We start from the raw sequence: 25,521 nt of genomic DNA, 5'->3' as shown, positions 1-25,521 counted from the left end.
ACGCTAGATAGTGTGGACTTCCCCTCGATTGAGGGAGTCGAAAAAGTTTCAGTTTTGAGGGACCACAGGGTCCGCCGGCGCGTTGGATCAGGGACTTCGCAAGGAGTTTGGCCAGCAGGGCGGCGGATGCTGTGAAAAGGGAGCCGGCCGTTCTCGAACGCCGGCAGACGGCGGACATGCGCGTTTCGCATTGGGGGCAGAAATCCCCGGGGAAAAGCGCTATATATAGACAAAAGGAAAAGGGCCAATGCGCATCGAGCGTCGTTTCACCAAGCAGGGTCAATCAGCTTACGCGGAGATCGAATTCCGCAAGGCGCTTTCGGAGATCAAAAATCCGGATGGCTCGGTGGTGTTTCGCCTCGACAATATCGATGTGCCGGCGCAGTTCAGCCAGGTTGCCGCCGACATCCTGGCGCAAAAGTATTTCCGCAAGGCTGGCGTGCCCGCGCGCCTGAAGAAGGTCGAGGAGAACGACGTCCCCTCCTTCCTGTGGCGCTCCGTCGCCGACGAGGCGGAAATGGCCAAGCTGCCGGAAGCCGAGCGCTATGGTTCCGAGATCGACGCCCGCCAGGTCTTCGACCGGCTTGCCGGCACCTGGACCTATTGGGGCTGGAAGGGCGGCTACTTCAAGTCGGAGGAAGACGCGCGCGCCTTCCGCGACGAGCTTGCCTATATGCTGGCCACCCAGCGTGTCGCGCCAAACTCGCCGCAATGGTTCAACACCGGCCTGCACTGGGCCTACGGCATCGACGGCCCGAGCCAGGGCCACTTCTATGTCGACCCGTTCACCGGCAAGCTGACCAAGTCGAAGTCGTCCTACGAGCATCCGCAGCCGCATGCCTGCTTCATCCAGGGCGTGCAGGACGATCTCGTCAATGAAGGCGGCATCATGGATTTGTGGGTGCGCGAGGCGCGCCTGTTCAAATACGGCTCCGGCACCGGCTCCAACTTCTCGTTCCTTCGCGGCGAAGGCGAAAAACTGTCCGGCGGCGGCCGTTCGTCCGGCCTGATGAGCTTCCTGAAGATCGGCGACCGCGCGGCGGGCGCCATCAAGTCGGGCGGCACGACGCGCCGCGCGGCGAAAATGGTCATTGTCGACGCCGACCACCCCGATATCGAGGAATTCATCGACTGGAAGGTCAATGAGGAGCAGAAGGTCGCCTCGCTGGTCACCGGCTCCAAGATCGTCAAGAAGCATCTCGAAGCGATCATGAAGGCCTGCATCAACTGCGAAGGCCAGGACGACGACTGCTTCGATCCGGCGATCAACACCGCGCTGAAGCGCGAGATCAAGCTGGCCAAGAAGGACGCGGTGCCGGAGAACTACATCTACCGGGTCATCCAGTTCGCCAAGCAGGGCTACACCTCGATGTCGTTCAAGACCTACGACACCGACTGGGATTCGGATGCCTATCTCACCGTCTCGGGCCAGAACTCCAACAATTCGGTGTCGCTGAAGGATAATTTCCTGCGCGCCGTCGAGCAGGACGCCGACTGGCACCTCACCGCCCGCAAGGACGGCAAGGTGCTGAAGACGCTGAAGGCCAGGGATCTCTGGGAAAAGATCGGCTATGCCGCCTGGGCGTCGGCCGACCCGGGCCTGCATTTCAACACGACGATGAACGACTGGCACACCTGCGCTTCGGCCGGTGCGATCCGGGCGTCCAACCCGTGCTCGGAATACATGTTCCTCGACGATACGGCCTGCAACCTCGCCTCGATCAACCTTTTGCCCTACCGCAATGGGGACGGCACGATCGATATATCAGCCTATGAGCATACGGTTCGGCTGTGGACCATCGTGCTGGAAATCTCCGTGATGATGGCGCAGTTTCCGTCGAAGGAGATCGCCAAGCTTTCCTACGAATACCGCACGCTCGGCCTCGGCTATGCCAATATTGGCGGCCTGCTGATGACCTCGGGCATCCCCTATGACTCGGACGAGGGCCGCGCCATCTGCGCAGCACTCACCGCAATCATGACGGGTACGGCCTATGCCACCTCGGCCGAGATGGCATCCGAGCTCGGCGCCTTCCCCGACTATGACCGCAACGCGCAGAACATGCTGCGCGTCATGCGCAACCATCGCCGCGCTGCCTACGGCGACAAGGACGGCTACGAGAAGCTCGCCGTCAACCCGGTGCCGCTGGTCGCTTCCGACCTCAAGCAGCCGGCGCTTGCCGAGCATGCGAAGGCTGCCTGGGACCGCGCCATCGAGCTCGGCGAGGAGCATGGCTACCGCAATGCGCAGGCGACCGTGATCGCGCCGACCGGCACGATCGGCCTGGTCATGGATTGCGACACCACCGGCATCGAACCCGACTTCGCGCTGGTGAAGTTCAAGAAGCTCGCCGGCGGCGGCTATTTCAAGATCATCAACCGCGCCGTGCCGGAAGCGCTGCGCACGCTGGGCTATTCCGAAAGCCAGATCGCCGAGATCGAGGCCTATGCGGTCGGCCACGGCAACCTCAACCAGGCGCCCGGCATCAACCCCGGCTCGCTCAAGGCGAAGGGCTTCACCGACGACAAGATCGCCGCGCTCAACGCAGCCTTGAAGTCTGCCTTCGACATCAAGTTCGTCTTCAACCAGTGGACACTGGGCGCCGACTGGGTGAAAGAGAATTTTGGCTTCACCGACGAGCAGCTCAACGATTTCTCGTTCGAGATCCTGCCGGCGCTGGGTTTCTCCAGGAAGGACATCGAGGCCGCCAACATCCATGTCTGCGGCGCGATGACGCTGGAAGGCGCGCCGTTCCTCAAGGCCGAGCACCTGGCGGTGTTCGACTGCGCCAGCCCATGCGGCAAGATCGGCAAGCGCTCGCTGTCGATCAACAGCCACATCATGATGATGGCGGCGGCGCAGCCCTTCATCTCGGGCGCCATCTCCAAGACCATCAACATGCCCAACGACGCGACGGTGGAAGACGCCAAGGGCGCCTATATGCTGTCATGGAAGCTGGCGCTGAAGGCCAACGCGCTCTATCGCGACGGCTCGAAGCTGTCGCAGCCGCTCAACGCCTCGCTGCTCGCCGATGGCGAGGAGGACGAGGACGACGCGGTCGAGCAGCTGATCGCGGCACCGGCGGCGCAGCGCGCCGTGCAGGTGACGGAGAAGATCGTCGAGCGCGTCATCGAGCGGCTCTACCGCGACCGTGAAAAACTGCCGAACCGCCGCAAGGGCTACACCCAGAAGGCGGTCGTCGGTGGCCACAAGGTCTATCTCAGGACCGGCGAATTCGATGACGGCCGCATCGGCGAGATCTTCATCGACATGCACAAGGAAGGCGCTGCCTTCCGCGCGATGATGAACAACTTCGCCATCGCCATTTCGCTCGGCCTGCAATATGGCGTGCCGCTCGACGAATATGTCGAGGCCTTCACCTTCACCAAGTTCGAGCCGGCAGGCATGGTGCAGGGCAACGACGCGATCAAGAACGCCACATCGATCCTCGACTATGTGTTTCGCGAGCTTGCCGTGTCCTATCTCGGCCGTCACGACCTCGCCCATGTCGACCAGTCGGATTTCGACAAGACGGCACTTGGGCGCGGTATTAATGAAGGTAAGGCGACTCCGTTTTCGAAGGGGCTGATGCGCGGCGCCTCGCCGGTGAAGCTGGTATCGGGCACCGAGCAGCCCAAGGGCTTTGCCGCAGGCGGGTCCGGAACCCCTGCCCGCGCAGCACCGACCGCCTTCTCCGGCTCCAACGTTCTGGCGCTGAAGCCGGCCAGCGACGAAGCCATCGCCTACAAGCGCGACTACGAGGAGCGGGCGAAGGAGCTGGTCGAGGACATCGTCTACGAGGAACAGGCCGAAGAGGCTTCGGGCGAACTGTTCACCGATGCCGCCGCGCAGGAAGCCGCCGAGGCAAAGGCGCTTGCCGCGACCAGGCGTCAGCAGTCGCTGATGCAGGGCTACACCGGCAATGAATGCTCGGAATGCCACAATTTCACCATGGTGCGAAACGGCACCTGCGAGAAGTGCGATACGTGCGGTTCGACGAGCGGGTGTAGTTGAGGGGAATTGGGTCGCTAAAACGTAACATCGTCGGCCCGGTCGTAAGATCGGGCCGAAATGGCAAGAGGAACAAAAAGAGTACAAACGCATAAGGATGTCTTTATGTGACATCCCCTGAAAACACCAAGGCCGACCCTCTCGGACCGGCCTTGGATACCGCGAATAAGCCGAAGCCCACGCGGGGCGACGAGACCGAAATCCCATCTCCTGTAGCAAGGATACTATATGGGGAGTCGGTTCTTGGAGTCGAGGTAGCTGAGGCGAGTCCTAGAGAAAGATACGCAAATGACTACCAATGAACGCAAGACTTTCGATATTGGACGTAGCTCAAAGAGCGGCCAATTCATTCCTGTAAAGGAAGCAGAGCGCCGCCCTAACACGACCACAGTCGAACGAGTTCCCAAGCCAGGTTATGGGGACACCAAGAACGAGCCGCCACGCAAGAAGTAAACGGGGGCTAAGAGAAGTTTGTCGGGCGCGTCACCGTGGCCGGCAAGGTGGCCGGGCGAAGCTCGGTCGGATGAGGGGTGTTCCAGAAGACACCAACGCCTCATTCCGTCCAGCACCCCTCATCCGTCTTGGCGCTACGCGCCAATCCACCTTCTCCCACAGGGGGAGAAGGCAAGCAGCGCTCTCCCTACTCGGCCTCAGCCACCATCTCCCGGCTGCCACCCGCCCATGCCCGCCAGGCGCGTTCATCGCCATGGAACACGTTGAGGTCGATGCGGCCTCTCACGCCGTGCGACAGGCCGGAGCCGGAATATTGCCAGAACAGCCATTTGCGGCCGGGATAGACCTTTGACGGGTGCTGCGCTACGGCGCGCAGCCAGAATGGGTAATCGGGGAATGCGCCGCGCAGATTGTCGCGGTAGAAATCGGGCGCGGTGTAGATGATGGGGCGCTGGCCGTAGTGGCGCTCAAGCTTGTCCATGAACACCTGCATCTTCTCCAGCACCGTTGCGCGCGACGGCCGCCGCTTGCAGGAGGAGTCACCGTTCCACTCGACGTCGATCACCGGCGGCAAGGCACCCTCGACCCTCGGCACGTTGCGGATGAACCAGTCGGCCTGTTCGCCTGCCGTGCGGCACCAGTAGAAAAAGTGATAGGCGCCGCGCTTCAGACCGGCGGCGTCGGCATTGCGCCAGTTCTTCATGAACAGGGGATCGAGATGGTCGCCGCCATCGGTCGCCTTGATGTAGGCGAAGTTGGCGCCCTGGGCGCGCAGCTTGCTCCAGTTGACGTCGCCCTGCCAGCGCGAGACGTCGACGCCGTGGACAGCAAGATGCCGTGGTGAGGCCCCCCGGCCGAAATTGATCGGCTTGGCGTCGCGAAAGCCATAGCGCGTGACCGGCGAGGCAAGCATGGCTGGCGCGGCGCGTGACAGGCGTTTTGGCTGCGATATCAGGGCCGCGGGCTCGACCGGAGGTTCGGCGCTGTCGGGCAATTCAGGAAACGCCACCGTTTCCTCCTCAGCCAGGCCAAAGGGCCGATCGCTCTCGGCAAGGGCTTCGGATCTCATGGGGGCTTCGGATTTCATCGGCGCGAGGCCGGCGGTCGGCACCCCAACAGACGGCCCGGAGGCGACCGGCGCGCTCGGCCGCGGCACCGAACTTGTCGTCTCGTTCGACGGTATCTGCAGGGCATCGACGCCCGCCGTCGACGAACAGCCGGCGAGCCAAAGCGATGCGAGCGAGAAAATGACGACGCCTGGTAACCGCATCTGGACCTGTACGCAAAACACAACAGACCGAAGGCAGACACACGCCGCCGGACAAACCAGTCCAGAGTACTAACGAGAAATTACCAACAAAGATTGAATCAAATTTTTACGACGTTTTTACCCTGCCGGGCGGAGCAGGACCGAATCGACGTTGCCGACACTACGCGCGTGACGGAATCAGGCGACGCATTTTACCGGCACAGCCACAGCTTCTGGCAGGTCCTGGCCACCATATGTGCCGGCGGCAGCTGAGGCCCGATGGCAGGCGCTTCCCCGGCCACCCGGCCACGGACACGTTCGAGCAATACGCGCACCTGTTCGGGGCGCACGCGGTCACGCTGCATCACGAGCTGGACCATCGGATCGCTCAAGAGTTCATCCAGTGTGTTGATTCTATCGTCCATCGATCGCCTCCTCGACTGCCGGCCCGCAGGCGATAGATAGGCAGGCAATGATGGCCCACCAATGACGCTTTGCCGGCTATCTCGTGGTTCTGGATTAATTTTTTGTGCAGGGAGGCAGACGATCAAGCGGGTGGCGGCGCGCCTTCATATTGCGGCAGGCCGTCATCGAGCCGCACCCAGGGCTGCTTCGAGGCGGTCCACATATGCATCTGCGGCCTGAACAGGGACGGATCGTCCAGCGAGCCTGTGGTAACGCCGATGATGCCGGCTGAATCGCGCCGGGAAAACATCGTCGTGCCACAGGCCGCGCAGAAGCCGCGCTTGAGATCGGGCGAGGAATTCACCGTCGCCACCGGCCCGTCGACCGTCACATCGTCAATGCGGAACAGGATGCGTGCGTTGAACGCGGCTCCGATCGCCTTCTGGCAGAGCCCGCAATGGCAGACGCGCTCATTGATCGGCGCGGCCTCGGCGCGGTAGCGCACCGCGCCGCACAGGCATCCGCCCTGATATCTCGCCATCGCCCTGATCCATTGCCTGGAAACTCGCGGGCAAGGTAGCGACGGGCATGGCCCGGTCAATTGAAAAGCCCTGATGGCTCCATCTATCGCCGTGATGCAACCGCGATCCGTTTTGGCCCAACGACACGGGATTGACAGGATGCCGGCCATTGCGCCTGCTTACGTCGGCAGATTGGGAGAGAGGCCATGGATATCGAAACCATCGGGATTGCAGCTCTGTTCGAGCCGCCCTCGCCCGACCGCGACCGTACCGACGCCAGGATTCTCTCCGCCGCCTCGGGCATCGGCTTCATGGCGATCAAGGATTTTCCCGGCGATGCATGGCTGACGCCCGAAAAGCGAATGGAGCTGCTGCGCATCTTTGCCCTGCCCGATGGCGAGAAGCAGAAATTGCTGCGCTGGAATTTCGACCGCACGAAAAAGAACGTCTATCGCGGCTGGTTCCCGCTGCAGCCCACCGCCGTGTCCTACAAGGAAGGCATCGACATGGGGCCGGACCTTGCGCATGGGCAAGCCTCCAAAGGCGCCCAATCGGACGATCCGCTGCGCGAGCCGACGCCCCTGCCCGCCGAGGAAACACTGCCCGGCTGGCGCGATGCGGCCGCGAGCTATTACCGGGCCATGGAAGCGGTGGGCAATGCGCTGATGCGCTCGATTGCGCGCGGGCTCGGCCTGCCGGAAACGATCTTCGACGCCGATTTCCAAGGCGGCATTTCGACCTTGCGGCTGATCCGCTATCCCCTGCGCGAGGCGAATGCCGGCATCGACACCAGCGGGCCGGAATTCTCGGTGGTCCACAAGGGCGAGACGCGCAGCATCATCGGGCGCGAACATGCCGATTCCGGTTTCGTCACGCTGCTGGCGCAGGACGGCGTCGAGGGATTGCAGGCGAAAAACCTGGCGGGCGAATGGATCGACGTGCCGCCGGCCAACGGCACGCTGGCGGTCAATTTCGGCCAGTTGCTGGAGCGCTGGACGGGCGGCCGGGTCAGGGCGACACGGCACCGGGTGATTGCGCCGAAAACCGCACGCTATTCGATCCCGTTCTTCTATGAGCCGCGTGTCGACGCCGAGATCGCGCCGCTGCCGCTCGCCGGCGCGCAACCCTTCGAGCCGTTTCTCTATGGCGACTATCTCTGGGAGTCGGCGACGAATTTCGTCGAGATGGCAGGGATCAAACATCTGAGAGAGCCGCGCCGCGCCAAGGCTTCCTGAAGAAGATCGGCAGGCGCCACGAGACTGCCGGCCATCTCCGAGACGGCCGACAGGCAGATGTCAGACGGCTATTTCGTTTCGCTGACGACCTCGTCCCAGCTCTTGACCCTGGTCTCGCCATTGAGGAAAGGCAGCGCTGCCGCTGTCAGTTCCGGGGCGAAGAAGACGTCGTAGTGGGTGCGGTTGGGCAGGATGGCCAGCCGGTTCTGCGACAGGTTCTCGCGCATCCAGCCGGCGTCCTTCAACCCGCCGCCGAGCATCTGGTAGAACTTGATCTCGTGCTCGGGCCGGTACATGTCGCCGTCGCCATAGGCCAGCATGACAGGCATCTTCAGCTTGGCGACGTCGGCCGAATAATCATAGTCGTTGCGCATGAAGTTGCCGAGCGTGTCGAGCAGTTTCGGGAAATCCTGCGGGCGCGGCGCCACCGCCACATAGGATTTGTACATCGGCGTGTCCTTCATGAAATCGGCGGTGGCGGCGCTGACCTGCGCCTGCTGGCCACGCATCTCGGCATAGAAGCCGTCGGCGGCATAGCCGGTCGAGACAAGAACCAGCCGGCGCACCGCTTCTGGATGCTGGACGGCCATGCGGAAGGCAACGCCGCCGCCCAGGGAATAACCCATGACGTCGACATGATCGTAGCCGAGCGCCTTGACGATCGCGGCCATGTCGTCGCCCATCGCCTCAAGGGTGAACGGACGTTCGCCGAGCGCGGTGCGGCCATGCCCCTGCAGGTCGACCGCGATGATTGTGCGGTTCTCGGCGAGCTTGGGCAGGAGCGGTGCGAACATGTCCGATGTACCGAGGCCGCCATGCAGCAGAAGCAGCGGCTCGCCCTTGCCATAGACGGCGTAATAATAATCCAGGCCGTCGACCGGCAGCAGGCCGGACTTTTCCGGCTTGGGCATTGTGTTCGTCTCGGTGGTCATGGCGGGTTTAGTCTCCTCCGCGGTGGTGGCGCCCGGCGCGGCAAGGAGTGCGACGGCCGAGGCAATAATGGCGAAAAACATCGATCGGGACATGTCAAACTCCTCCGGTGACGGCGATTCAGGGCCGCTTGCTTTCGGTTCCGCCTGAAAGACGGGCGGGCAAAGCGCTGGCCGACACGGTTCGCGAAAAAAATACGGACGATGACAGGTGATTGCGATGGACGGCCCGTCGCCTTAATGGCGCTTGGCCTGGACGAGATAGGCGTCGATCTCGGTCTCGCCGAGCCACTTCGCCGCTTCCAGCCGGTGCAGGCCCTCGACAAGGATATGGCGCTTGCCGTCGTGGCGGACCTGGATGGGCGTCTTCATGCCGTTTTCCAGAATATCCTCGGCCAGATGCCGGACGGTCTCGGGATGCAGCGTCTTCTTGCGCGCTGTCGGCACATAGATGTCGTCGACCTTGACCTTTTGCACTCGCAGCATGACGTCTCCCGCGGCAGAGATTGCCGCCCTCACCTGAGATAGTCCGTTTGACGAATGGGGCCAAGAGCGATGCGGCCGAATGCTGGCCCGATCGTTTCCATTTGACGCCCGGCTGGCGGATGGCCGAAATGGCGGCCTGTCACTCTTTCGGTGCTCATGACCCATCTGCCAACCGAATTTCCCGATTTCGGACTGACGCCGGAGCAACGCCGGCAGGCGGTGCGCACCCACTACTGGGAGCGGCCGGGCATGGATGGCGAGCGCGGCGAGATCTGGTGTTACACAGACCGCTTCTCATACCGCGCGGGCGAAACGGTGGCGCTGCATGTCAGCTCGACGGCCCCAATCTTTGGCATCACCATTATCCGTGACGGCGGCAGTGAGACCAAGCTGTTCGAGAAAGCCGGCATCGCGGCGCGCTGGCAGGACACGCCGGACCAGTGCTCGGTCGAGGGTTGCGGCTGGGAAGCATCGTTCGAATTCGGGATCGGCGACGACTGGCCGTCCGGCGCCTATCGCGTCACGCTGACGGCCGATGGACGCGACGGTCAGCCGGCCCACTGCCACCATCTTTTCATCGTCGCTCCGCAGCTCGGCCAAAAGCCCGGCCGCGTGCTGCAAATCGCGGCGACAGGTACATGGCTTGCCTACAACACGTGGGGTGGCTCCAATCACTATGAAGGCATCACCGGCCCAAACCGCGACCAGTATGCGCGCATGGTGTCGACGCAGCGGCCATGGTGCCGCGGCTTCGTCGTGCTGCCGAGGGAAGCGCCGCGCGTGCCGCTGGAGGTCGCTGTGCCGCCCAGGACCGTGCCGCGCTATCCGCATATGGAATGGGCCTTCGCCACCGGCCATTCGAAGAAATACGCCTCCTCCGGCTGGGCGAGCTATGACAGCCATTTCTTCCGCTTTGCCGAGCGCTCGGGCTATGCCGTGGATCTCGCCAGCCAGCACGATCTGCATTTTTCGCCCGAAATCCTCGATGGCTACGACTGCGTCGTCTTCGTCGGCCATGACGAATACTGGACTTGGGAGATGCGCGACGCGGTCGACGCCTATGTGACAAGCGGTGGCCATGCGGCGCGCTTTGCCGGCAATTTCATGTGGCAGACCAGGCTGGAGGACGAGGGCCGCCGGCAGGTCTGCTACAAATACCGCGCCCGCGCCGAGGACCCGGCCTATCGCGGCGGCGACGTCACCCGCGCCACCAATTCCTGGGAAGCGCCGGAAATCGGCCGGCCGGGTTCGGCGACCTTCGGGCTCAATGCGACCAGGGGCGTCTATGCCGGCTGGGGCGGCTGCGCGCCGCGCGGCGTGCGCGGCTTTCCGGTCTACAGGCCGGAGCACTGGGCCTTCGCCGGCACCGGCATCTATTATGGCGACCTGCTCGGCGCCGACAGCCATGTCTATGGCTACGAGGTCGACGGGCTCGATTTCGAACTTCGCGGCGGCCTGCCCTATCCGACAGCCGCAAGCGGCGCGCCTGACGGCCTGCAAGTGCTTGCCGTCGGCATGGCGAGCCAGGTCGAGGAAAGCGCCGACATCCCGCTCAAGGACCAGTTTCTCGGCGACGAGGACGGCCGTTTCACCGCAGAGACGCTGTTCGGCGAGGCGAGCGATGCCAATCTCGACAAGGTCAAGCGCGGCAACGGCATGATCGTCAATTTCCCGCGCGGCAAGGGCGAGGTTTTCCACGCCGGAAGCTGCGAATGGGTCGCCGGCCTGCTAAGGCAGGATGCGATGGTCGAGCGCGTGACGAAAAATGTTCTCGACCGCTACCTCGGAAAGACCTGACATGCCGAAATCCCAGACCTCAGCGCCAGATATCGCGGCCCGGTCGCCATCGCATCTGTTCTATTTGTCCAGCCTACGCCGGCCGCTGGTCGACCGCGCCGAGGGCATCTACATCTGGACACAGGACGGTCGCCGTTTCATCGACGGATCGAGCGGGCCGATGGTCGCCAATATCGGCCACTCCAACCGCAATGTGCTCGACGCCATGAAGCGGCAGATGGATCGCGCCACCTTCGCCTACCGGCTGCATTTCGAGAATGAGCCGGCCGAAGAGCTTGCACGCGAGCTGGCCGGTAAGCTGCCCGAAGGCATGGACCGGATCTTCTTCGTCTCGGGCGGCTCGGAGGCTACGGAAGCCTGCATCAAGCTGGCCCGGCAATGGGCGGTCGCTACCGGCCAACCCAAGCGCTGGAAGGTGATCACGCGCTTTCCGTCCTATCATGGCGGCACTTTAGGGTCGCTCGCCGTCACCGGCGACGATGCCCTGGCCGAAGCCTTCACGCCATTGATGCAGGTGATGCCGACCGTACCGGCGCCAACTGCCTGGCGCGACCGCGACAACCTTTCGATGGAACAGCGCGGCATCCGTTATGCCGACATGCTGGAGGAGAGGATCCTCGCCGAGGGGCCGGAAAGCGTGCTCGCCTTCATCATGGAGCCGGTCGGTGGTGCGGCAACCGCAGCCCTTGTGGCGCCCGACAGCTACTATCCGCGCATCCGCGAGATCTGCGACCGCCATGGCATCCTGCTCGTCCATGACGAAGTGATGAGCGGCGCCGGGCGCACCGGCAAGTTCCTCGGCGGCGACCATTGGAACTGCAAGCCCGATATCGTCGCGCTGTCGAAGGGGCTTGGCTCGGGGTACGCGCCGCTCGGCGCGCTGGCGGCACCGATTCGTCTGGTCGAGCCGCTGCTCGCCTCCGGCGGCTTCCAGCACGGCCACACCTATGCCGGCAATCCGTTGGCCTGCGCCGCCGGCCTTGCTGTGCTGGGCGAAATGGACCGGCTCGACCTGATCGCCAATGCGGCCGCCATGGGCAAGCTGCTGATCAGCGAGCTGAAAGCACTGGCCAAACGCTTCCCCTTTATCGCCGACGTGCGCGGCAAGGGCCTGCTTTTGGGCGCCGAGATGGTCGCCGATCCCGATACGCTGCGGCCGATCGCGCCGGCGAAGAAGGCCACGCAACGACTGCTCGACCTCGCCTATGAGCGCGGCTTGATCATCTATGGCAGGCGGGTCAAGGGCGGCGTCGACGGTGATAATTTCATGGTCGCGCCGCCGATGATCGTCACCGCCGAGCAGATCGGCGAAATCGTCGCCATCATCGGCGAGTCGCTTGAAGTGCTCGCCGCGGAGCTTGATCTGCCGGTCGAGGGTTGAGGGCGGACTATGGCGACCGGTCGCACCCCCCTCTGGCCTGCCGGCCATCTCCCCCTCAAGGGGGGAGATCGGCAGCTTCGCCGACCGCTCCCTTTCTTCAACGTTGAAGATTGGCGAATGCCGAAGCGACATCTGATCTCCCCCCTTGAGGGGGAGATGTCCGGCAGGACAGAGGGGGGTGCCTTGGCGCTGCGCTTCCAGTGACGGCTCCCTCGCCCAAGGTCCTCATCCGACTTGGTACCGTCGAGGACGTCGAGACGATCCATGCCGCGATCCTGCGGCTTGGCGTGCATATCGGTGCGCCTGAGGAAATTACCTCGACGGTTGAGGATTTGCGCACCTACGGCTTTGGCGAAAAACCTGCCTTCTCCACCCTGATCGCGGAAGTGGGCGGCGAATTCGCCGGCCTTTGCCTGCATTTCCCGATCTTCTCGACCTGGATGGGGCGGCCCGGCGTCTATGTGCAGGACCTCTATGTCGACGACCGTTTTCGCGGCCGCAGGATCGGCGAGCGCCTGCTGCGCCGGGTCGCGCGAGAATGCCGGAAGGAGGGCGGCGTCTATCTCCGGCTGTCCGTCGATACCGACAATGAAACCGCCAAGGCCTTTTACGAAAGGCTTGGCATCGCCTGGTCGAGCTACGAGCAGGTGCAGAAGGTCGTCGGCGACGCCTTCTTCGCCTTCGCCGATGCATCGGACGATGGAGAGCGAGAGTGAAAGCCTTCTATGCCGAGGAGCAGAAACGCCACGACCCCAAGGCCTTCCTCTCAAGTGGCGCACCACAGCCCAACCCTGAAAAACCCGAACGCGTCGAGCGATTGTTGGCTGGAGCCAAGGCCGCCGGCTGCACGATCGAGCGACCTAGGGATCATGGGCTAGGCCCGATTGCTGCGGTGCATACGCCCGAATATCTCGATTTCCTCGAGCATATCTTCACGCGCTGGCAACGCATCGAGGGCGCCTCGGCTGAAGTCATCCCCAACATCCACCCGATCGCGCGCGGCGGCTCCTATCCGGCTTCGGCGGTCGGCCAGGCCGGCTACCATATGGCCGACACCGCTTGCCCGATCTCCGCCGAGACGTGGCAGAGCGCGCTGTGGAGCGCCTGGAGCGCGGTTGAGGCCGCCGAGGCGGTGATGGCAGGCGCGCAAGCTGCCTATGCGCTCTGCCGTCCGCCTGGCCACCACGCTTTTGCCGATGTCGCCGGCGGCTTCTGCTTCATCAACAATTCGGCGGTAGCAGCGCAGGTCTTGCGCCGACAAGCAGCCCGTGTGGCGATCCTCGATGTCGACCTGCATCACGGCAATGGCACGCAAGGCATTTTCTATGCGCGGCCGGACGTGCTGACGATCTCGCTGCATGCCGACCCGGTGCGCTTCTACCCGTTCTTCTGGGGCTATGCCGACGAGCGCGGCGACGGCGCGGGCCTCGGCTACAATCTCAACCTGCCGCTGGCCCGCAAATCCGGCGATGCGGCGTTCCTCGACGCGCTGGACGTGGCGTTCCAGCGCATCCGCGCCTTTGCGCCGGAAGCGCTGGTGGTGGCGCTGGGGCTCGATGCCTTCGAAGGCGATCCGTTCGGCGGGCTGTCGGTGACGACACCGGGCTTCTCGCGCATCGGCGAGGCCATTGCCGGGCTCGGCCTGCCGACGGTCATCGTCCAGGAAGGCGGCTATCTCTGCGACGAACTCGGCGACAATCTCACCGCGTTTCTGACCGGGTTCGGCGGCAAGTAGTTTTCGTGCCGCTCAGGATCGCTGTTGCCTCAGCATGGCGATCACCCGGTGCACGCTTTCCAGCGTCTCGTCAATTTCGGCCGCCGTGTTGTAGTGCGCAATGCCGATGCGCACGACGCCCTGTTCGGCCGGAATGCCGAGCTGCTGGACGATCTCCCAGGCATAGTTGTGGCCGGACCACAGGAAGATGTTTTCGGCGTTCATCTGTCGCGCGATCGTCTCCGGGTCCATGCCGTCGACGCTGAAGGAAACCGTCGGCACGCGTTCCCCGAGGCGGGCCGAATCGGTGATGCCGTGGATGGCCAGGCCTGAAATGTCGGACAGACCGTCGATCAGCCTTTGCGCCAACGGATTCTCATAGGCGATGGACAGCTCGAACGCCCTGGCAATCTTGCGCCGCCGCGACCCGCCCTCGCCCGCCGCAGCGCCCAGTTCGGCAAAATAGTCGACAGCGGCCGACAGGCCGGCCATCAGCTCGATTTGCGGCGTGCCGAGTTCGAACCGTTCCGGCAGGCCGTTGGACGAACAGCGGCATTTGTACGGCTGCAGCGCATCGATGACCGCGCGGCACCCCCACAGAATGCCCATATGCGGGCCGAAGAATTTGTAGGCCGAGCAGATCAGGAAATCGCAGCCGAGATCCTGCACGTCGATCAGGCCGTGCGGCGCGAACTGCACGGCATCGACATAAACCAGGGCGCCGGCTTGTTTTGCGATGCGGGTCAAAGCCTTCACGCGGTTGATCGAACCGGTGAGGTTGCTGGCGTAGTTCAGGGCGACGAGCCGTGTCCTGTTGGTGATCAGCCCGGCAAGCGCCGCCTCCTCGACCTGCCAGCTCTGCTCGTCAAAAGGCAGCCAGCGCACGACGAGGCCAAGGTCTTCGGCCAGTTGCAGCCAGGGCGAGACATTGCCCTCATGGTCCATGCGGGTGAGGATGATCTCGTCGCCCGGTTTCATCGTGCGGCCGAGCGTGCGCGACATGTGGTAGGTCAGCGTCGTCATGTTGGCGCCGATGATGATTTCCTCAGGGCTCGCGGCGCCGAGGAAATCGGCCATGGCCGCATGGGCGGCGTCCACGACAGCCTGCGCCGCCACCGTGGTCTCGAAGAACCCGCCGAGATTGGCGTTGGTGGTCAAAAGGCAGCGCGCCACCGCATCGGCGACCGCTTGCGGCACCTGCGTGCCGGCCGGGTTGTCAAGATAGATGCGACGGCGGCCCTTGTCGGTCAGGGATAGCGCCGGAAATCGTTCCCGCACGGCCTCGATCGGAAAATTCATTTCTGTCCCCTCCCGCTTGTTATTGCTGGATAATTTCGACCCGCCACACTAGGGACATGGGTTGCCGACGCGCTGGTGGATGGCATCGGCCGCCTTCTGCATCTCCTCGGTCCAGGTCACGTCGACTGACGACAGCGCCATTTCGAGCTGCCAGATGGCGGTTGCGCCGACGATGTTCGAGGTGACGAAGGGCCGGCTCGCTACAAAGGCATTGGCGAACAGCGCCGGCTCCATGCCAAAGGAGCGCGCCAACTCGTTGTATTCGAGCAGCACTGCCGCGGCATTCGGCGTCTCATAGCGCTGGCCGCGGTTGAAGAGCTGCGAGCGCGAGCCCTGCGGCCGCGCCCCATGGTCGTATTTGCCGGTCAAATAGCCCTGCGCCAGCGGCGAATACGGAAGCAGCGAGATCTGCTCGCGCTCGCAGACCTCGGCGAGGTTCACCTCGAAGCCGCGGTTGACGAGATTGTAAGCGTTCTGCACCGAGACCACGCGCGGCCCGATGCCTTTGTCGGCCTCGGCGATGAAGCGCATGACACCCCAGGAACTCTCGTTCGACAGGCCGAAATGGCGGATTTTTCCTGCCTTCACCAGTTCGTCGAAGACGGCCAGCGTCTCGGCGATCGGCGTCTCGCCGGCCGGCGCGCCAACAGCGTCGGCCCGCCGTGGCACGGCGCCGATGCGGTTCGGGTTGGCGCCCCAGGGTATATCGCGTTCCGGCCAATGGATCTGATAAAGATCGATATAGTCGGTACCGAGCTTGGCCAGCGACTTTTCGACGGCGTCGAAAATGTCGGCGCGTACCAGCTTCGACGGGCGGTCGCCGCGAAACCATGCATTGGCGGTGCGGCCGACCACTTTCGAGGCCAGGATCACTTGGTCGCGGTTGCCTCTGGCCTTCATCCAGCTGCCGATGATCTTCTCGGTCCGGCCTTGTGTCTCGGCCTTGGGCGGGATCGGATAGAGCTCGGCCGTATCGATGAAATTGACGCCGCGCGAAAACGCCAGGTCCATCTGGGCGTGGCCATCAGCCTCGGTGTTCTGCTGGCCCCAGGTCATCGACCCAAGACATATCTGGGAAACAAGAAGATCGGTCCGACCGAGGCGGCGTTTATCCATGGAATTTTTCTCCGGCGGGAAATTTGCGCGGCTGCGCGGGGATGAAGCTGCAACATACAGGAAGGCACCGCTCGTCTCCAAGCCCGGCCGCCATTGATCTCGTTGCGCTGATACAAAAAGCCGGACTGCATTTTCGTGCAGTCCGGAAGTTCGCCAGGAATGGCGAGGAAAACCGGCCCTAGGCCGGCACTATACGTACGTTCGACCGCGCCAGAAGTTTCAACGGACACGTCGATTGTGATCAAAAAAATCGATGCGGCATGGCTGCCATGCAAATGCTGCACTGCACAATTGTCATGATTTGCCTATATTGAGGGCCGTGGAGGATCAACAAGGGGCCATGATTCATGGGGTTCTTCACTGAAATGTTCGCCCGGCCGCGTCCGCAGGAGCATCTGCGCTATCGCGCGGCACTTGCCCTGCTGAACGCGATGAGCAATGCCGACCGCGCCGACATCGGCGTCAAGCCGGCCGACTTCCCGCGCATCGCCCGCGAGATGTCCCTGCGCTGAATATCTGGTAGCTTCAGGTTTCCCGGCGGGACCGGGAAACCCAAAAATCTCAGCGTGATCCCAAAAAGATCGCCTTGCTCAGCGGCACGCCATTGTGGCGTAGAATGCCGTAGGCGGTGGTCACGTGGAAATAGAAGTTGGGCATGGCCAGATGCAGCAGATATTGCAGGCCTGCCATCGAGATTTCGCGCTGGCCAAGCTTCAGTTCGATCACCTTGTCATCCGAGCCTTCGAAATCGGCAGCCGAGAACGTCGCTAAAAGATCCAGGGTCTTGGCAATGCGCGCCTGCAAATCGGCAAAGCTCGCCTCATTGTCCTCGTATTTCGGCACTTCGCGGCCGGCAAGCCGTGACGGCGCGCCCTTGGCGTGGTCGGTGGCAATCTGTACCTGTCTGGTCAAGGCGAACATGTCGGGCGCAAGCCTCGAGGTCAAAAACACCTGCGGATCGATCTTGCGATCAAGCGCATTCTGTTCGGCCGCCGACAGTATGTCGGACAATGCTTTCAATCTGGCCGTAAACACCGGCACGGATGCCTCGTACATCGATATGGTCACGTGAGTTTCTCCTGTCCGGCCGGAATGCCGGCGGCGGGACGTAGCGCCTTCCTCAGCGATTCTTCAAGCGTCACCGCGCCGCCGCAATCGTTATGATAGAATCTCTCCATCAGGTGGAGATTCCCGATGAGAAGCGCCTTTGTTGCAGCAACCGCTTTCTTCTCCCTTGCCGTAGCGGGCCAGCCAGTGCTCGCCGCCGAAGCGCCCTATGTCGACGACCGGTCCACAGCTGAAGCGGTCGTCCGCTCGCTTTACAGCGCCATCAGCCGGCATGAATTCGCGCGCGCCTGGGGTTATTTCGGTGACACCAAGCCGGCCAAGGATTTCGACACATTCGTCAAGGGCTATGACGGCACCGACAAGGTCGAGGTCCAGACCGGCGTCGTGTCCGATGAAGGCGCGGCCGGCAGCATATTTTACAATGTTCCCGTCGCCATCCGCGCAACCGACAAGGATGGCAAGCAGACGGTCTTCGCCGGCTGCTACACGCTGCGCCAGGTCAATGCCTCGATCCAGGAACCGCCATTCACCCCGATCTTCATCGACAAGGGTGCGCTGAAGCCGGCGACGGCCGATTTCGAGGACGCGGTGCCGGAAAGCTGTGGCGACGGTCCGCCGCCGCCGAAGAAGGACACGGCGCTGGAGCAGGCCAGGAAGGCCTTCGCCGCCACCTATAGCGACCAGTGCGACAAGGAAACGCCTGATGGCAAGCCAGTGGGCGAGCCGGAGACCCATACGCTCCACTACAAGGATGTGAATGCCGCTGCCGACGAACCCGAACGCGAGACGCGGCTGTTCCGCTTCTTCTGCTCGATGGCGGCCTACAATGAGAGTGCCGTCTACTACATCTTTGACGACGTCTCGGGTGTGCGGCAGCTGCAGTTCGCTTCGCCGGAACTCGATATCCGTTATGAGAACAACAACAGCGAAGGCAAGGTCGAGTCGATCAACATCATCGGCTTCCAGACCGACGACCAGCTGGTCAATTCCGGCTATGACGACGCCACCAAGACGATTTCGTCCATGAACAAATGGCGCGGCGTCGGCGATGCCTCATCGGCGGGCACCTATCTGTTTCGCAACGGCAATTTCTCGCTGGTGCAATACGATGTCGACGCGTCCTATGACGGCGAGATCAACCCGCAGACCGTGCTCGACTACAACACTCCGCCTTGATCGGCCTATGTATCAGGGCGTTTTCGACAGCATCCAGTTGAGCGTGCCGCGCCAGTCGGCCATGCGGATCGGCGTGCCGTGGGTGCCGGTCTCGAAGCGGACGAAGCGGGTCGGATAGGTCTTCGATTTGGCCAGGATCGAACGGAAGAAGGCTTCCTGGTTTGCAATGGGAAAGACCGGGTCCTTGCTGCCCTGGCCGAAGAAGACCGGCACGCGGCGCTTGTAGGCAGGGCCTGCGAAAAAGCTTTCGTCCCACAGCGAGCCGAGCAGCAGCAGCCCATCGATGCGTCCGCCGGTGTCCTTGCGAGCAGCCAGCTTCCAGCACAGCGCGCCGCCCATCGAACCGCAGGCGACGAAGATTTTCGCACCTGGCGACTGCTCGGCGTAATGGTCAATCAACGCTGCGACCTGCGCCGCACCGGTGTCGCCGAAATCGGAAAAATCCGGGCTGAGATAGAGGCCGCCATTGCCGGCCATCAGGTTCTTGATGCGGTTGAAATTACCACCGAAGCTGAAGTCGTCGACGCCTTGCTTCCGGCTGCCGCCTTGGCCGTGCAAATAGAGCATGATGATGCCGGCGCCTTCAGTCTTGCCGACGGCGACATGGCGGACATCGCCGGCGTCGGTCTTCAGCAACAGATCCTTTTGCACCTTGCGCACACCGGTATCGACATATTGCGCATGCACCCGGCGCTCAGGCACTTCGTCGCGAGCGTTGATATCGCGCAGCTCACGATAGTCGATGACCGTGTAGGCGCCATTGTTTGCGGATGAGAGCGTGGCCGGATAGGCGAAGAGATCGTCCCTGAAGGGCTTTAGTTCGAAAGCGTCGGCGTGAACGGCAGAAGAAAGGAAAAACAGCGAAACCAGAAGAGCATGGAGCGTGGCCGCCCCCCTCTGCCCAGCCGGCCATCTCCCCCTCCAGGGGGGAGATTGAACGCCACTTCGGCTTTCGCCAGTCTCCAAGGCTGCAAGATGGGCACCGTAATCGAAGCTGCCAATCTCCCCCCTTGAGGGGGAGATGGCCGGCAGGCCAGAGGGGGGTACAAGCGCAGACGCGGGCGGAAGGGAGCTGATAGCCATGCTCCAGCCATGCGAAATTCGGCTTCGGTTTGTCAATCCTGCAGCACGCCGCCAGCGCCTTCCAATGCCTCGCGGGTGTCGACATCGACGGCCGCGCCCTCGCCGATCTCGATATCGATGACATCGAGCCCTTCGGCCTCGACCAGATGACGCGCGCCGGTATCGCCTTCCAGATGCGCGATCGCTGGAAACAGTGAGCGCGGCAGCAGCACCGGGTTGCCGCGCTTTCCCTGGTGCGAGGCGCGCACGACCGCCCTGCTCCCGGATTTGCGGAACGCCTCGATAAGCCGGTCGAGGTCGCCCGACGAGATGCTCGGCATGTCGCCAAGAGCGATCAGGGCGCCGGCGGCGTCATCGCTGACCCGCGCGATGCCGGCCTTCAGCGAGGAAGACAGGCCCTCGGCGAAATCCGGGTTATCTGCCAACGTCACGTCGAGCCCCGAAAGTGCCGTCCGCACCCGCTCGCGCTGATGTCCGGTGACGACGATCGTGTTTGCGGCTCTGGAGCCAAGAGCGCGCTCGGCAGCGCGGCGCACCAGCGGCTTGCCATCGAACAGCGCCAGCAGCTTGTTCGGGCCGCCCATGCGGCTGGAGCGGCCGGCGGCCAAAAGCACCACATCGATCCTTGGCTCGGCCCTCGCCGGCAGCGGCTCGCGCGGCTGCGGCCGTGTCGGGATTTCCATCAGCAACCCGCCGACGCCCATGCCGGCAATGTCCTTCGCCGTCATATCGAGCCCGGCAATCAGCCTGTCGAGAACCCAGTCGAAGCCGTTCTCCTTGGGACTGCGGGCGCAGCCAGGCGCGCCGATGACGCGCTTGCCAGCAAGCGTGCCAAGCACCAACAGGTTGCCTGGATCGACCGGCATGCCGGCACGGATGACGACGCCGCCGGCCTTCTCGATCGCGGCTGGAACAACATCGCCGAAATCACTCATCGCCGAGGCGCCGAAAATCACCACCATGTCGTTATCACGCGCCAGCGAGATCGCGGCCTCCGCCACCGCCGCGACTTCGTGCGGCGTGCGACGCTCCGCCGTCAGCCGGGCTCCTGAACGCGTCAGTCTTGCTTCGGTCACCCGCAACGTCTTATCGAGCACGCTCGGCTTGATGCCGGGTAGCACCGTCTGGATGACGCCGACGCGCACCGGCTGGTAAGCATTGACGGCAAAGATCTCGCCGCCAGCGCAGATTTCTGCCACGGCATCGACCAGGACCGCGGCGACGGCAAAGGGAATGATCTTTACCGTCGCGACCATCTGTCCCTTCTCGACCGGCGCATGCCTTGCCAGCGTGGCGATGGTGATGGTCGGGTCGACGGCGTTGATGGCGTCGATCATCGCCGCGTCGACGGTGAAGATGCCGGCGACCTTGGCGTAAAGGTTGACCCTCCCGGTCGCGGCAGGCTTCGCCTCGATGTTGCGATGGACCATGCTTTGCGCGATTTTTTCGGCCGCTGCGTCCTCGCCGAGATCATCGGGCGCCAGGACAGCGGCGACTATCTGGGTTACCCCAGCCGCCTTCAGCACCGACAGATCATCAGCGCTCAGCCTGTGCGCCTTGCGCAAACGCCGGTCGCCGGCCGTGGTGGCGTGCGCCAGCACCGCACCTTCGGCCTGATCGATCGGAACCGGGCCAAATTTCACGCCGCCGCGCCTTTGCTTTCCAGGCCGCGCGAGCGGAAGGCATCGATCGTCTGCGCGAGGATGGCGACCGCGATCTCGGCCGGGCTTGCCGCACCAATATCGAGACCGATCGGCGCATGGATGCGGGCGATCTGGTCGGCTGTGGCGCCCAAGGCCAGCAAGCGCTCGACGCGCTTGGCGTGTGTCTTGCGGCTGCCGAGTGCACCGACATAGAAGCAGTTGGCGTCGAGCGCCGCCTTCAGCGCGAAATCGTCGATCTTGGGATCATGGGTGACGGCGGCGAGCGCCGTGTAGCCGTCCAGCGGCTGGCGCGAAAGCACATCCTGCGGCCATTCGGCATGCAGCGCGACATCGGGAAAACGGTCGGGCGTGGCGAAGGCGGTGCGCGGATCGACGATCTCGACGGGGTAGCCGGCGATCTTCGCCATCGGCGCCAGCGCCTGACTGATGTGGACGGCGCCAATCACCACCAGGCGCGGCTGCGGCAGATGGGCGTTGAGGAAGAAGGTGCGCCCTTCGGCTTCGACCGAACCCGAATTGCCCGTGCGAAACGCCTTGGCGATCGCCGCACCAAGGTCGCCGGCGACCTGATCGCCTTCGCGAACGATGCGGTCGCGGCCGTCGCCAAGGTCGGTGACCAGAATAGCCGCGCGGCGGGCGCGGCGTTCGGCGTTGAGCGTCTTCAGCGCATAGGGATCCATTCGAGATCAGCCCAATCTTTCGACATAGACTTTTATCCGGCCACCGCAGGACAGGCCGACCTGCCAGGCGGTCTCGTCGGCAACGCCGAACTCCAGCATTTTCGCCTTGCCCGAACCGATGACGTCGATCGCCTCGGTCACCACCGCGCCCTCGACGCAGCCGCCCGAGACCGAGCCGTGGAAATTGCCGTCGGCGTCGATGACCAGATGACTACCGACAGGCCGCGGCGCCGAACCCCAGGTTTCGACCACGGTTGCGATGGCGACATCCTTGCCATCCTTCATCCAGCCTTCCGCGATAATCAGGGGATCGCGGGCTTCATCGAGATAGATGCTGTTTTCCATGATCGCTTCTCTCAGAGTCTGTTTTTCCCAGGGAGACATCTATTCTCCCTCGATATGGTTACGCGGCGCGCCTCTCGCCAGCTTGCAGCCATCGGCGCGGATCGACCGACAGTGCCGATTTCTTGTCCAGCGAGGCGCAGAGATCGGCCAGCGCTTCGAGATTGTGCACCGGGCGGAACTCGTCGACATGCGGCAGCATCGCCTTGACGCCGCGAGCGCGGGGCTCGAAGCCGTCGAAGCGCAGCAGCGGGTTCAGCCAGATCAGCCGCCGGCAGGATTTGTGAAGGCGCTCCATCTCCTCCGACAGGCCGGCGACGTCGTCGCGTTCGAGCCCATCGGTGATCAGAAGCACCACCGCGCCCTGCCCCAATACGCGTCGCGACCACAGAAGGTTGAACTCGGAGAGCGCGTCGCCGATGCGCGTGCCGCCCGACCAGTCCTTCACCGCCGCCGAGCAATCGGCAAGCGCGGCGTCGGGATCGCGATGGCGCATCTGGCGCGTCAAATTGGTGAGCCTGGTGCCGAAGACGAAGGCATGGACGCGCTGGCGCTTTTCCGTTAGCGCATGCAGGAAATGCAGGAAGATGCGCGTATATTGGCTCATCGAGCCGGAAATGTCGGCAAGCACCACCAGCGGCGGGTGAACCTCTCGGGCCGAGCGGAATTTCGGCAGGATCAATTCGCCGCCGGTGCGCGCGGCCGAGCGCATCATGGCACGCGGATCGATGCGACGGCCATGCGCATCGGCCTTGAAGCGCCGTGTCCTGACCATGTCGAAGGGCAGCCGCAACCGAGCAATCGCCTTCTTGGCCTCGGCCATCTCAGCAGCGTTCATCTGAGCAAAATCCTTGCCCCGCAGCACCTCGTTGCCAGAGAAGGTGAAGCGGGCGTCGACCTCGATTTCGGGAATTTCCCGTGGCGGCTGGCTCTTGCCGTGGCCCTCGAACATCGCCTGGCTGACGCGGTTTTCAGCCGCGCGAGGTTTTTGCTTCTCTCTGTTGTCGGGCGCCACCGGCGAAAACATCGCCAGCATCTTCTCGATCAGCTCGTGCGACTTCCAGAACAGCCGGAAAGCCTCGTCGAAGGTGGGATGGTCCTCGTGCCGCGACACCAGTACGGCGTGCAGCGTCCAGTAGAAGTCGTCTCGGGAACCGATGCCGGCAGCCAGCACCGCCTCGATGGCATCCTTCACCGAGGCCGGCCCGACCCGCATGCCCGCCTTGCGCAGGGTGCGGGCGAAATAGACGATGTTGTCGGCGATGCGCCCGTCCGCCGTCGCCTCTTTCGGTTCGGGACGCGGCGCCATGCCCTACTCCGCCGCCGAAAGCTCGGCTTTCACCTCGTCGAGGATGCGCCGGCTTTCGCCTTGTCCGATGCGGGCAATGTCGTCCTGGTATTTCAAGAGCACGCCGATCGTGTCGGAAACGGTTTCCGGATCGAGCGCCACCTTGTCGAGTTCGGTCAGTGCGCCGGCCCAGTCGATGGTCTCGGCGACGCCCGGCACCTTGAACAGCTCGATCTGGCGCAGCTTCTGGATGAACGAAACCACTTCCGCCGAGAGCCGGCGGTTGGCCTGCGGCACTTTCCTGCGCACGATCTCCAGCTCGCGCTCGGCGTTGGGATAGTCGACCCAGTGATAGAGGCATCGCCGCTTCAGCGCGTCATGGATCTCGCGGGTGCGATTGGTGGTGATGATGACGATCGGCGGCTCTTCCGCCTTGATCGTGCCGAGTTCGGGCACCGTGACCTGGAAGTCCGACAGGATTTCGAGCAGAAACGCTTCGAAGGCTTCGTCGGTGCGGTCGAGCTCATCGATCAGGAACACCGGGGCGGCGCCGGCCTTGCCGGTCAGCGCATCGAGAACCGGGCGGCGGATCAGGTATTTTTCGGAGAAGACATTGCGCTCCATGTCGGAGCGATCGACCTTGCCAGCCGCCTCTTCCATGCGGATTTCGATCATCTGGGCGGCGTAGTTCCACTCGTAAACCGCGGAAGAGACATCGAGGCCTTCATAGCATTGCAGGCGGATCAACCGGCGGCCGAGCGCCTGCGCCAGCACCTTGGCGATCTCGGTCTTGCCAACGCCGGCCTCGCCTTCGAGGAACAGCGGCCGCTGCATGCGCAGGGATAAGAACAACACGGTCGCCAATGACCGGTCCGCCACATAGTCCGCACCGGTCAGCAGAGCGAGCGTCTCGTCGATCGTCCGCGGCGCCGGGCGCGGTTTCAACTCGGTCATTCTCTCTCCGTGGGTACAACCATGGCGCTACAAGGCGTGGTAGCCGCGGTCGTGATAAATCAGCGGCCGCAAATTATCGCCGATGCGCAGGCCTGTCACCTTGCCAAAAAGCACACGATGGGTGGCGAGGTCCTTGGTGTCGATCAATTCGCAGTCGAACACGGCGAGCGCGCCCTTCAGTGTCGGTGCGCCGGTCGAGATGACATCCCATTCGCCCAGCGCAAAGCGCTCCGCAGCCGGCAGGCCGGTGAGACCGGAAAAGCCAACCGACAGCGCCTCCTGATGCGAGGCCAGCGTGTTCAAGGCGAATTTGCCGTTTTTTAAGAATGGCTCGTTCTTGGGATTCTCGCGGTTGAGGCAGACCAGAATGGTCGGCGGCGTGTCCGACACCGAACAGGCCGCGATGACCGTCGCGCCGCGCTTGCCACCGGGACCGTCGGTGGTCACCACATGGACGTGGCCGGCAAAATGGCTCATCGCGTCGCGATAGGCCTGCGGCCCAATGTCGTTCTTCTTCAGCACCGATGATTTCCCTTGGAACCCAACCGTTATATATGGCCACATAGTGCCTGCCACAAGCGAAGTGCTTGACTTGCATCCTGAAATTCGCGTGTTGCACCGGGGTTAGGCAGCCTTTAGGTCTTTGTGGGGCATAGTGCCGGGAAACGC

General features: G+C 63.3%; 23 protein-coding genes. 8 read left to right on the top strand and 15 right to left on the bottom strand.

Annotated elements, in window-relative coordinates:
- Positions 1–247: 247 nt before the first annotated feature.
- Positions 248–4,015, top strand: coding sequence for a vitamin B12-dependent ribonucleotide reductase (locus C9427_RS01830; RefSeq protein WP_107647506.1), 3,768 nt, complete (start codon positions 248–250; stop codon positions 4,013–4,015).
- 637 nt (positions 4,016–4,652) lie between these two features.
- Here the strand turns inward: C9427_RS01830 and C9427_RS01825 are convergent.
- The 3 genes from C9427_RS01825 to C9427_RS01815 form a co-directional block, all read right to left on the bottom strand.
- On the bottom strand, positions 4,653–5,735 hold the full coding sequence (locus C9427_RS01825) for a glycoside hydrolase family 25 protein (protein ID WP_107647505.1): 1,083 nt from the start codon (positions 5,733–5,735) through the stop codon (positions 4,653–4,655).
- Positions 5,736–5,926: 191 nt separating this feature from the next.
- The gene (locus C9427_RS01820; RefSeq protein ID WP_107647504.1) at positions 5,927–6,139 is read right to left on the bottom strand and encodes a hypothetical protein; all 213 of its coding nucleotides are present in this window, start codon (positions 6,137–6,139) and stop codon (positions 5,927–5,929) included.
- Between the two features lie 122 nt (positions 6,140–6,261).
- Positions 6,262–6,660: a GFA family protein gene (locus tag C9427_RS01815; protein ID WP_107647503.1), complete on the bottom strand. Its 399-nt coding sequence runs from the start codon at positions 6,658–6,660 to the stop codon at positions 6,262–6,264.
- A gap of 186 nt (positions 6,661–6,846) precedes the next feature.
- On the opposite strand from C9427_RS01815, the gene C9427_RS01810 reads away from it, so the two are divergent.
- Positions 6,847–7,875, top strand: a complete 1,029-nt coding sequence (locus C9427_RS01810; protein WP_107647502.1) for an isopenicillin N synthase family dioxygenase — start codon at positions 6,847–6,849, stop codon at positions 7,873–7,875.
- A gap of 68 nt (positions 7,876–7,943) precedes the next feature.
- On the opposite strand, the gene C9427_RS01805 is transcribed toward C9427_RS01810, so the two are convergent.
- Positions 7,944–8,900 carry an alpha/beta fold hydrolase gene (locus tag C9427_RS01805; protein WP_107647501.1) on the bottom strand — a complete coding sequence of 319 codons (957 nt, stop codon included), beginning with the start codon at positions 8,898–8,900 and terminating at the stop codon, positions 7,944–7,946.
- 141 nt (positions 8,901–9,041) lie between these two features.
- Positions 9,042–9,290: a ParB N-terminal domain-containing protein gene (locus C9427_RS01800; protein WP_008875526.1), complete on the bottom strand. Its 249-nt coding sequence runs from the start codon at positions 9,288–9,290 to the stop codon at positions 9,042–9,044.
- A 156-nt stretch (positions 9,291–9,446) separates the two neighbouring features.
- Between C9427_RS01800 and C9427_RS01795 the strand changes: the two genes are divergently transcribed.
- The 4 genes from C9427_RS01795 (at position 9,447) to C9427_RS01775 (ending at position 14,203) form a co-directional block, all read left to right on the top strand.
- Entirely contained in the window at positions 9,447–11,087 is a 1,641-nt protein-coding gene (locus C9427_RS01795; protein WP_107647500.1) for a N,N-dimethylformamidase beta subunit family domain-containing protein, read from the top strand.
- Position 11,088: 1 nt separating this feature from the next.
- Positions 11,089–12,468, top strand: coding sequence for an aminotransferase family protein (locus tag C9427_RS01790; RefSeq protein ID WP_107647499.1), 1,380 nt, complete (start codon positions 11,089–11,091; stop codon positions 12,466–12,468).
- A 200-nt stretch (positions 12,469–12,668) separates the two neighbouring features.
- Positions 12,669–13,184 (top strand): GNAT family N-acetyltransferase, encoded by a 516-nt coding sequence (locus C9427_RS01780; RefSeq protein ID WP_107647497.1) that lies wholly within the window; start codon positions 12,669–12,671, stop codon positions 13,182–13,184.
- Entirely contained in the window at positions 13,181–14,203 is a 1,023-nt protein-coding gene (locus tag C9427_RS01775; protein ID WP_107647496.1) for a histone deacetylase family protein, read from the top strand. The genes C9427_RS01780 and C9427_RS01775 overlap by 4 nt, the downstream gene beginning before the upstream one ends.
- 12 nt (positions 14,204–14,215) lie before the next feature.
- Here the strand turns inward: C9427_RS01775 and C9427_RS01770 are convergent, their stop codons facing one another.
- Both C9427_RS01770 and C9427_RS01765 read right to left on the bottom strand, forming a co-directional pair.
- Complete coding sequence (locus C9427_RS01770; protein WP_107647495.1) at positions 14,216–15,481, bottom strand: cysteine desulfurase-like protein; 1,266 nt, start codon at positions 15,479–15,481, stop codon at positions 14,216–14,218.
- 48 nt (positions 15,482–15,529) lie between these two features.
- A complete protein-coding gene (locus C9427_RS01765; protein WP_107647494.1) occupies positions 15,530–16,597 on the bottom strand; it encodes an aldo/keto reductase in 1,068 nt (355 codons plus the stop codon).
- 347 nt (positions 16,598–16,944) lie between these two features.
- On the opposite strand from C9427_RS01765, the gene C9427_RS01760 reads away from it, so the two are divergent.
- A complete protein-coding gene (locus tag C9427_RS01760; RefSeq protein ID WP_097575216.1) occupies positions 16,945–17,109 on the top strand; it encodes a DUF1127 domain-containing protein in 165 nt (54 codons plus the stop codon).
- Between the two features lie 49 nt (positions 17,110–17,158).
- Here C9427_RS01760 and C9427_RS01755 read toward each other — a convergent pair whose 3' ends face one another.
- Complete coding sequence (locus C9427_RS01755; RefSeq protein ID WP_107647493.1) at positions 17,159–17,665, bottom strand: DUF1993 domain-containing protein; 507 nt, start codon at positions 17,663–17,665, stop codon at positions 17,159–17,161.
- A gap of 126 nt (positions 17,666–17,791) precedes the next feature.
- Between C9427_RS01755 and C9427_RS01750 the strand changes: the two genes are divergently transcribed.
- Complete coding sequence (locus C9427_RS01750) at positions 17,792–18,841, top strand: DUF1176 domain-containing protein (RefSeq protein WP_107647492.1); 1,050 nt, start codon at positions 17,792–17,794, stop codon at positions 18,839–18,841.
- A 12-nt stretch (positions 18,842–18,853) separates the two neighbouring features.
- On the opposite strand, the gene C9427_RS01745 is transcribed toward C9427_RS01750, so the two are convergent.
- The 7 genes from C9427_RS01745 to C9427_RS01710 are packed head-to-tail and all read right to left on the bottom strand — an operon-like array spanning position 18,854 to position 25,374.
- A complete protein-coding gene (locus tag C9427_RS01745) occupies positions 18,854–19,924 on the bottom strand; it encodes an alpha/beta hydrolase (RefSeq protein ID WP_245436950.1) in 1,071 nt (356 codons plus the stop codon).
- Between the two features lie 32 nt (positions 19,925–19,956).
- Positions 19,957–21,567 (bottom strand): NTP transferase domain-containing protein, encoded by a 1,611-nt coding sequence (locus C9427_RS01735; RefSeq protein WP_107647491.1) that lies wholly within the window; start codon positions 21,565–21,567, stop codon positions 19,957–19,959.
- Positions 21,564–22,268: an XdhC family protein gene (locus tag C9427_RS01730; protein ID WP_107647490.1), complete on the bottom strand. Its 705-nt coding sequence runs from the start codon at positions 22,266–22,268 to the stop codon at positions 21,564–21,566. The genes C9427_RS01735 and C9427_RS01730 overlap by 4 nt, the downstream gene beginning before the upstream one ends.
- Before the next feature lie 6 nt (positions 22,269–22,274).
- Entirely contained in the window at positions 22,275–22,613 is a 339-nt protein-coding gene (locus C9427_RS01725; RefSeq protein WP_006206050.1) for an XdhC family protein, read from the bottom strand.
- Between the two features lie 58 nt (positions 22,614–22,671).
- Positions 22,672–23,919, bottom strand: coding sequence for a vWA domain-containing protein (locus C9427_RS01720; RefSeq protein WP_107647489.1), 1,248 nt, complete (start codon positions 23,917–23,919; stop codon positions 22,672–22,674).
- 3 nt (positions 23,920–23,922) lie between these two features.
- Positions 23,923–24,852 carry an AAA family ATPase gene (locus tag C9427_RS01715; RefSeq protein ID WP_107647488.1) on the bottom strand — a complete coding sequence of 310 codons (930 nt, stop codon included), beginning with the start codon at positions 24,850–24,852 and terminating at the stop codon, positions 23,923–23,925.
- A gap of 27 nt (positions 24,853–24,879) precedes the next feature.
- The gene (locus C9427_RS01710) at positions 24,880–25,374 is read right to left on the bottom strand and encodes a flavin reductase (protein WP_107647487.1); all 495 of its coding nucleotides are present in this window, start codon (positions 25,372–25,374) and stop codon (positions 24,880–24,882) included.
- Positions 25,375–25,521 lie beyond the last annotated feature (147 nt).

The organism is Mesorhizobium helmanticense (genome assembly GCF_003034915.1).
GTDB classification, from domain to species: domain Bacteria; phylum Pseudomonadota; class Alphaproteobacteria; order Rhizobiales; family Rhizobiaceae; genus Mesorhizobium; species Mesorhizobium helmanticense.
Note: the sequence above shows the minus strand (reverse complement) of the source record. Positions and strands in the feature narration are given on the sequence as shown.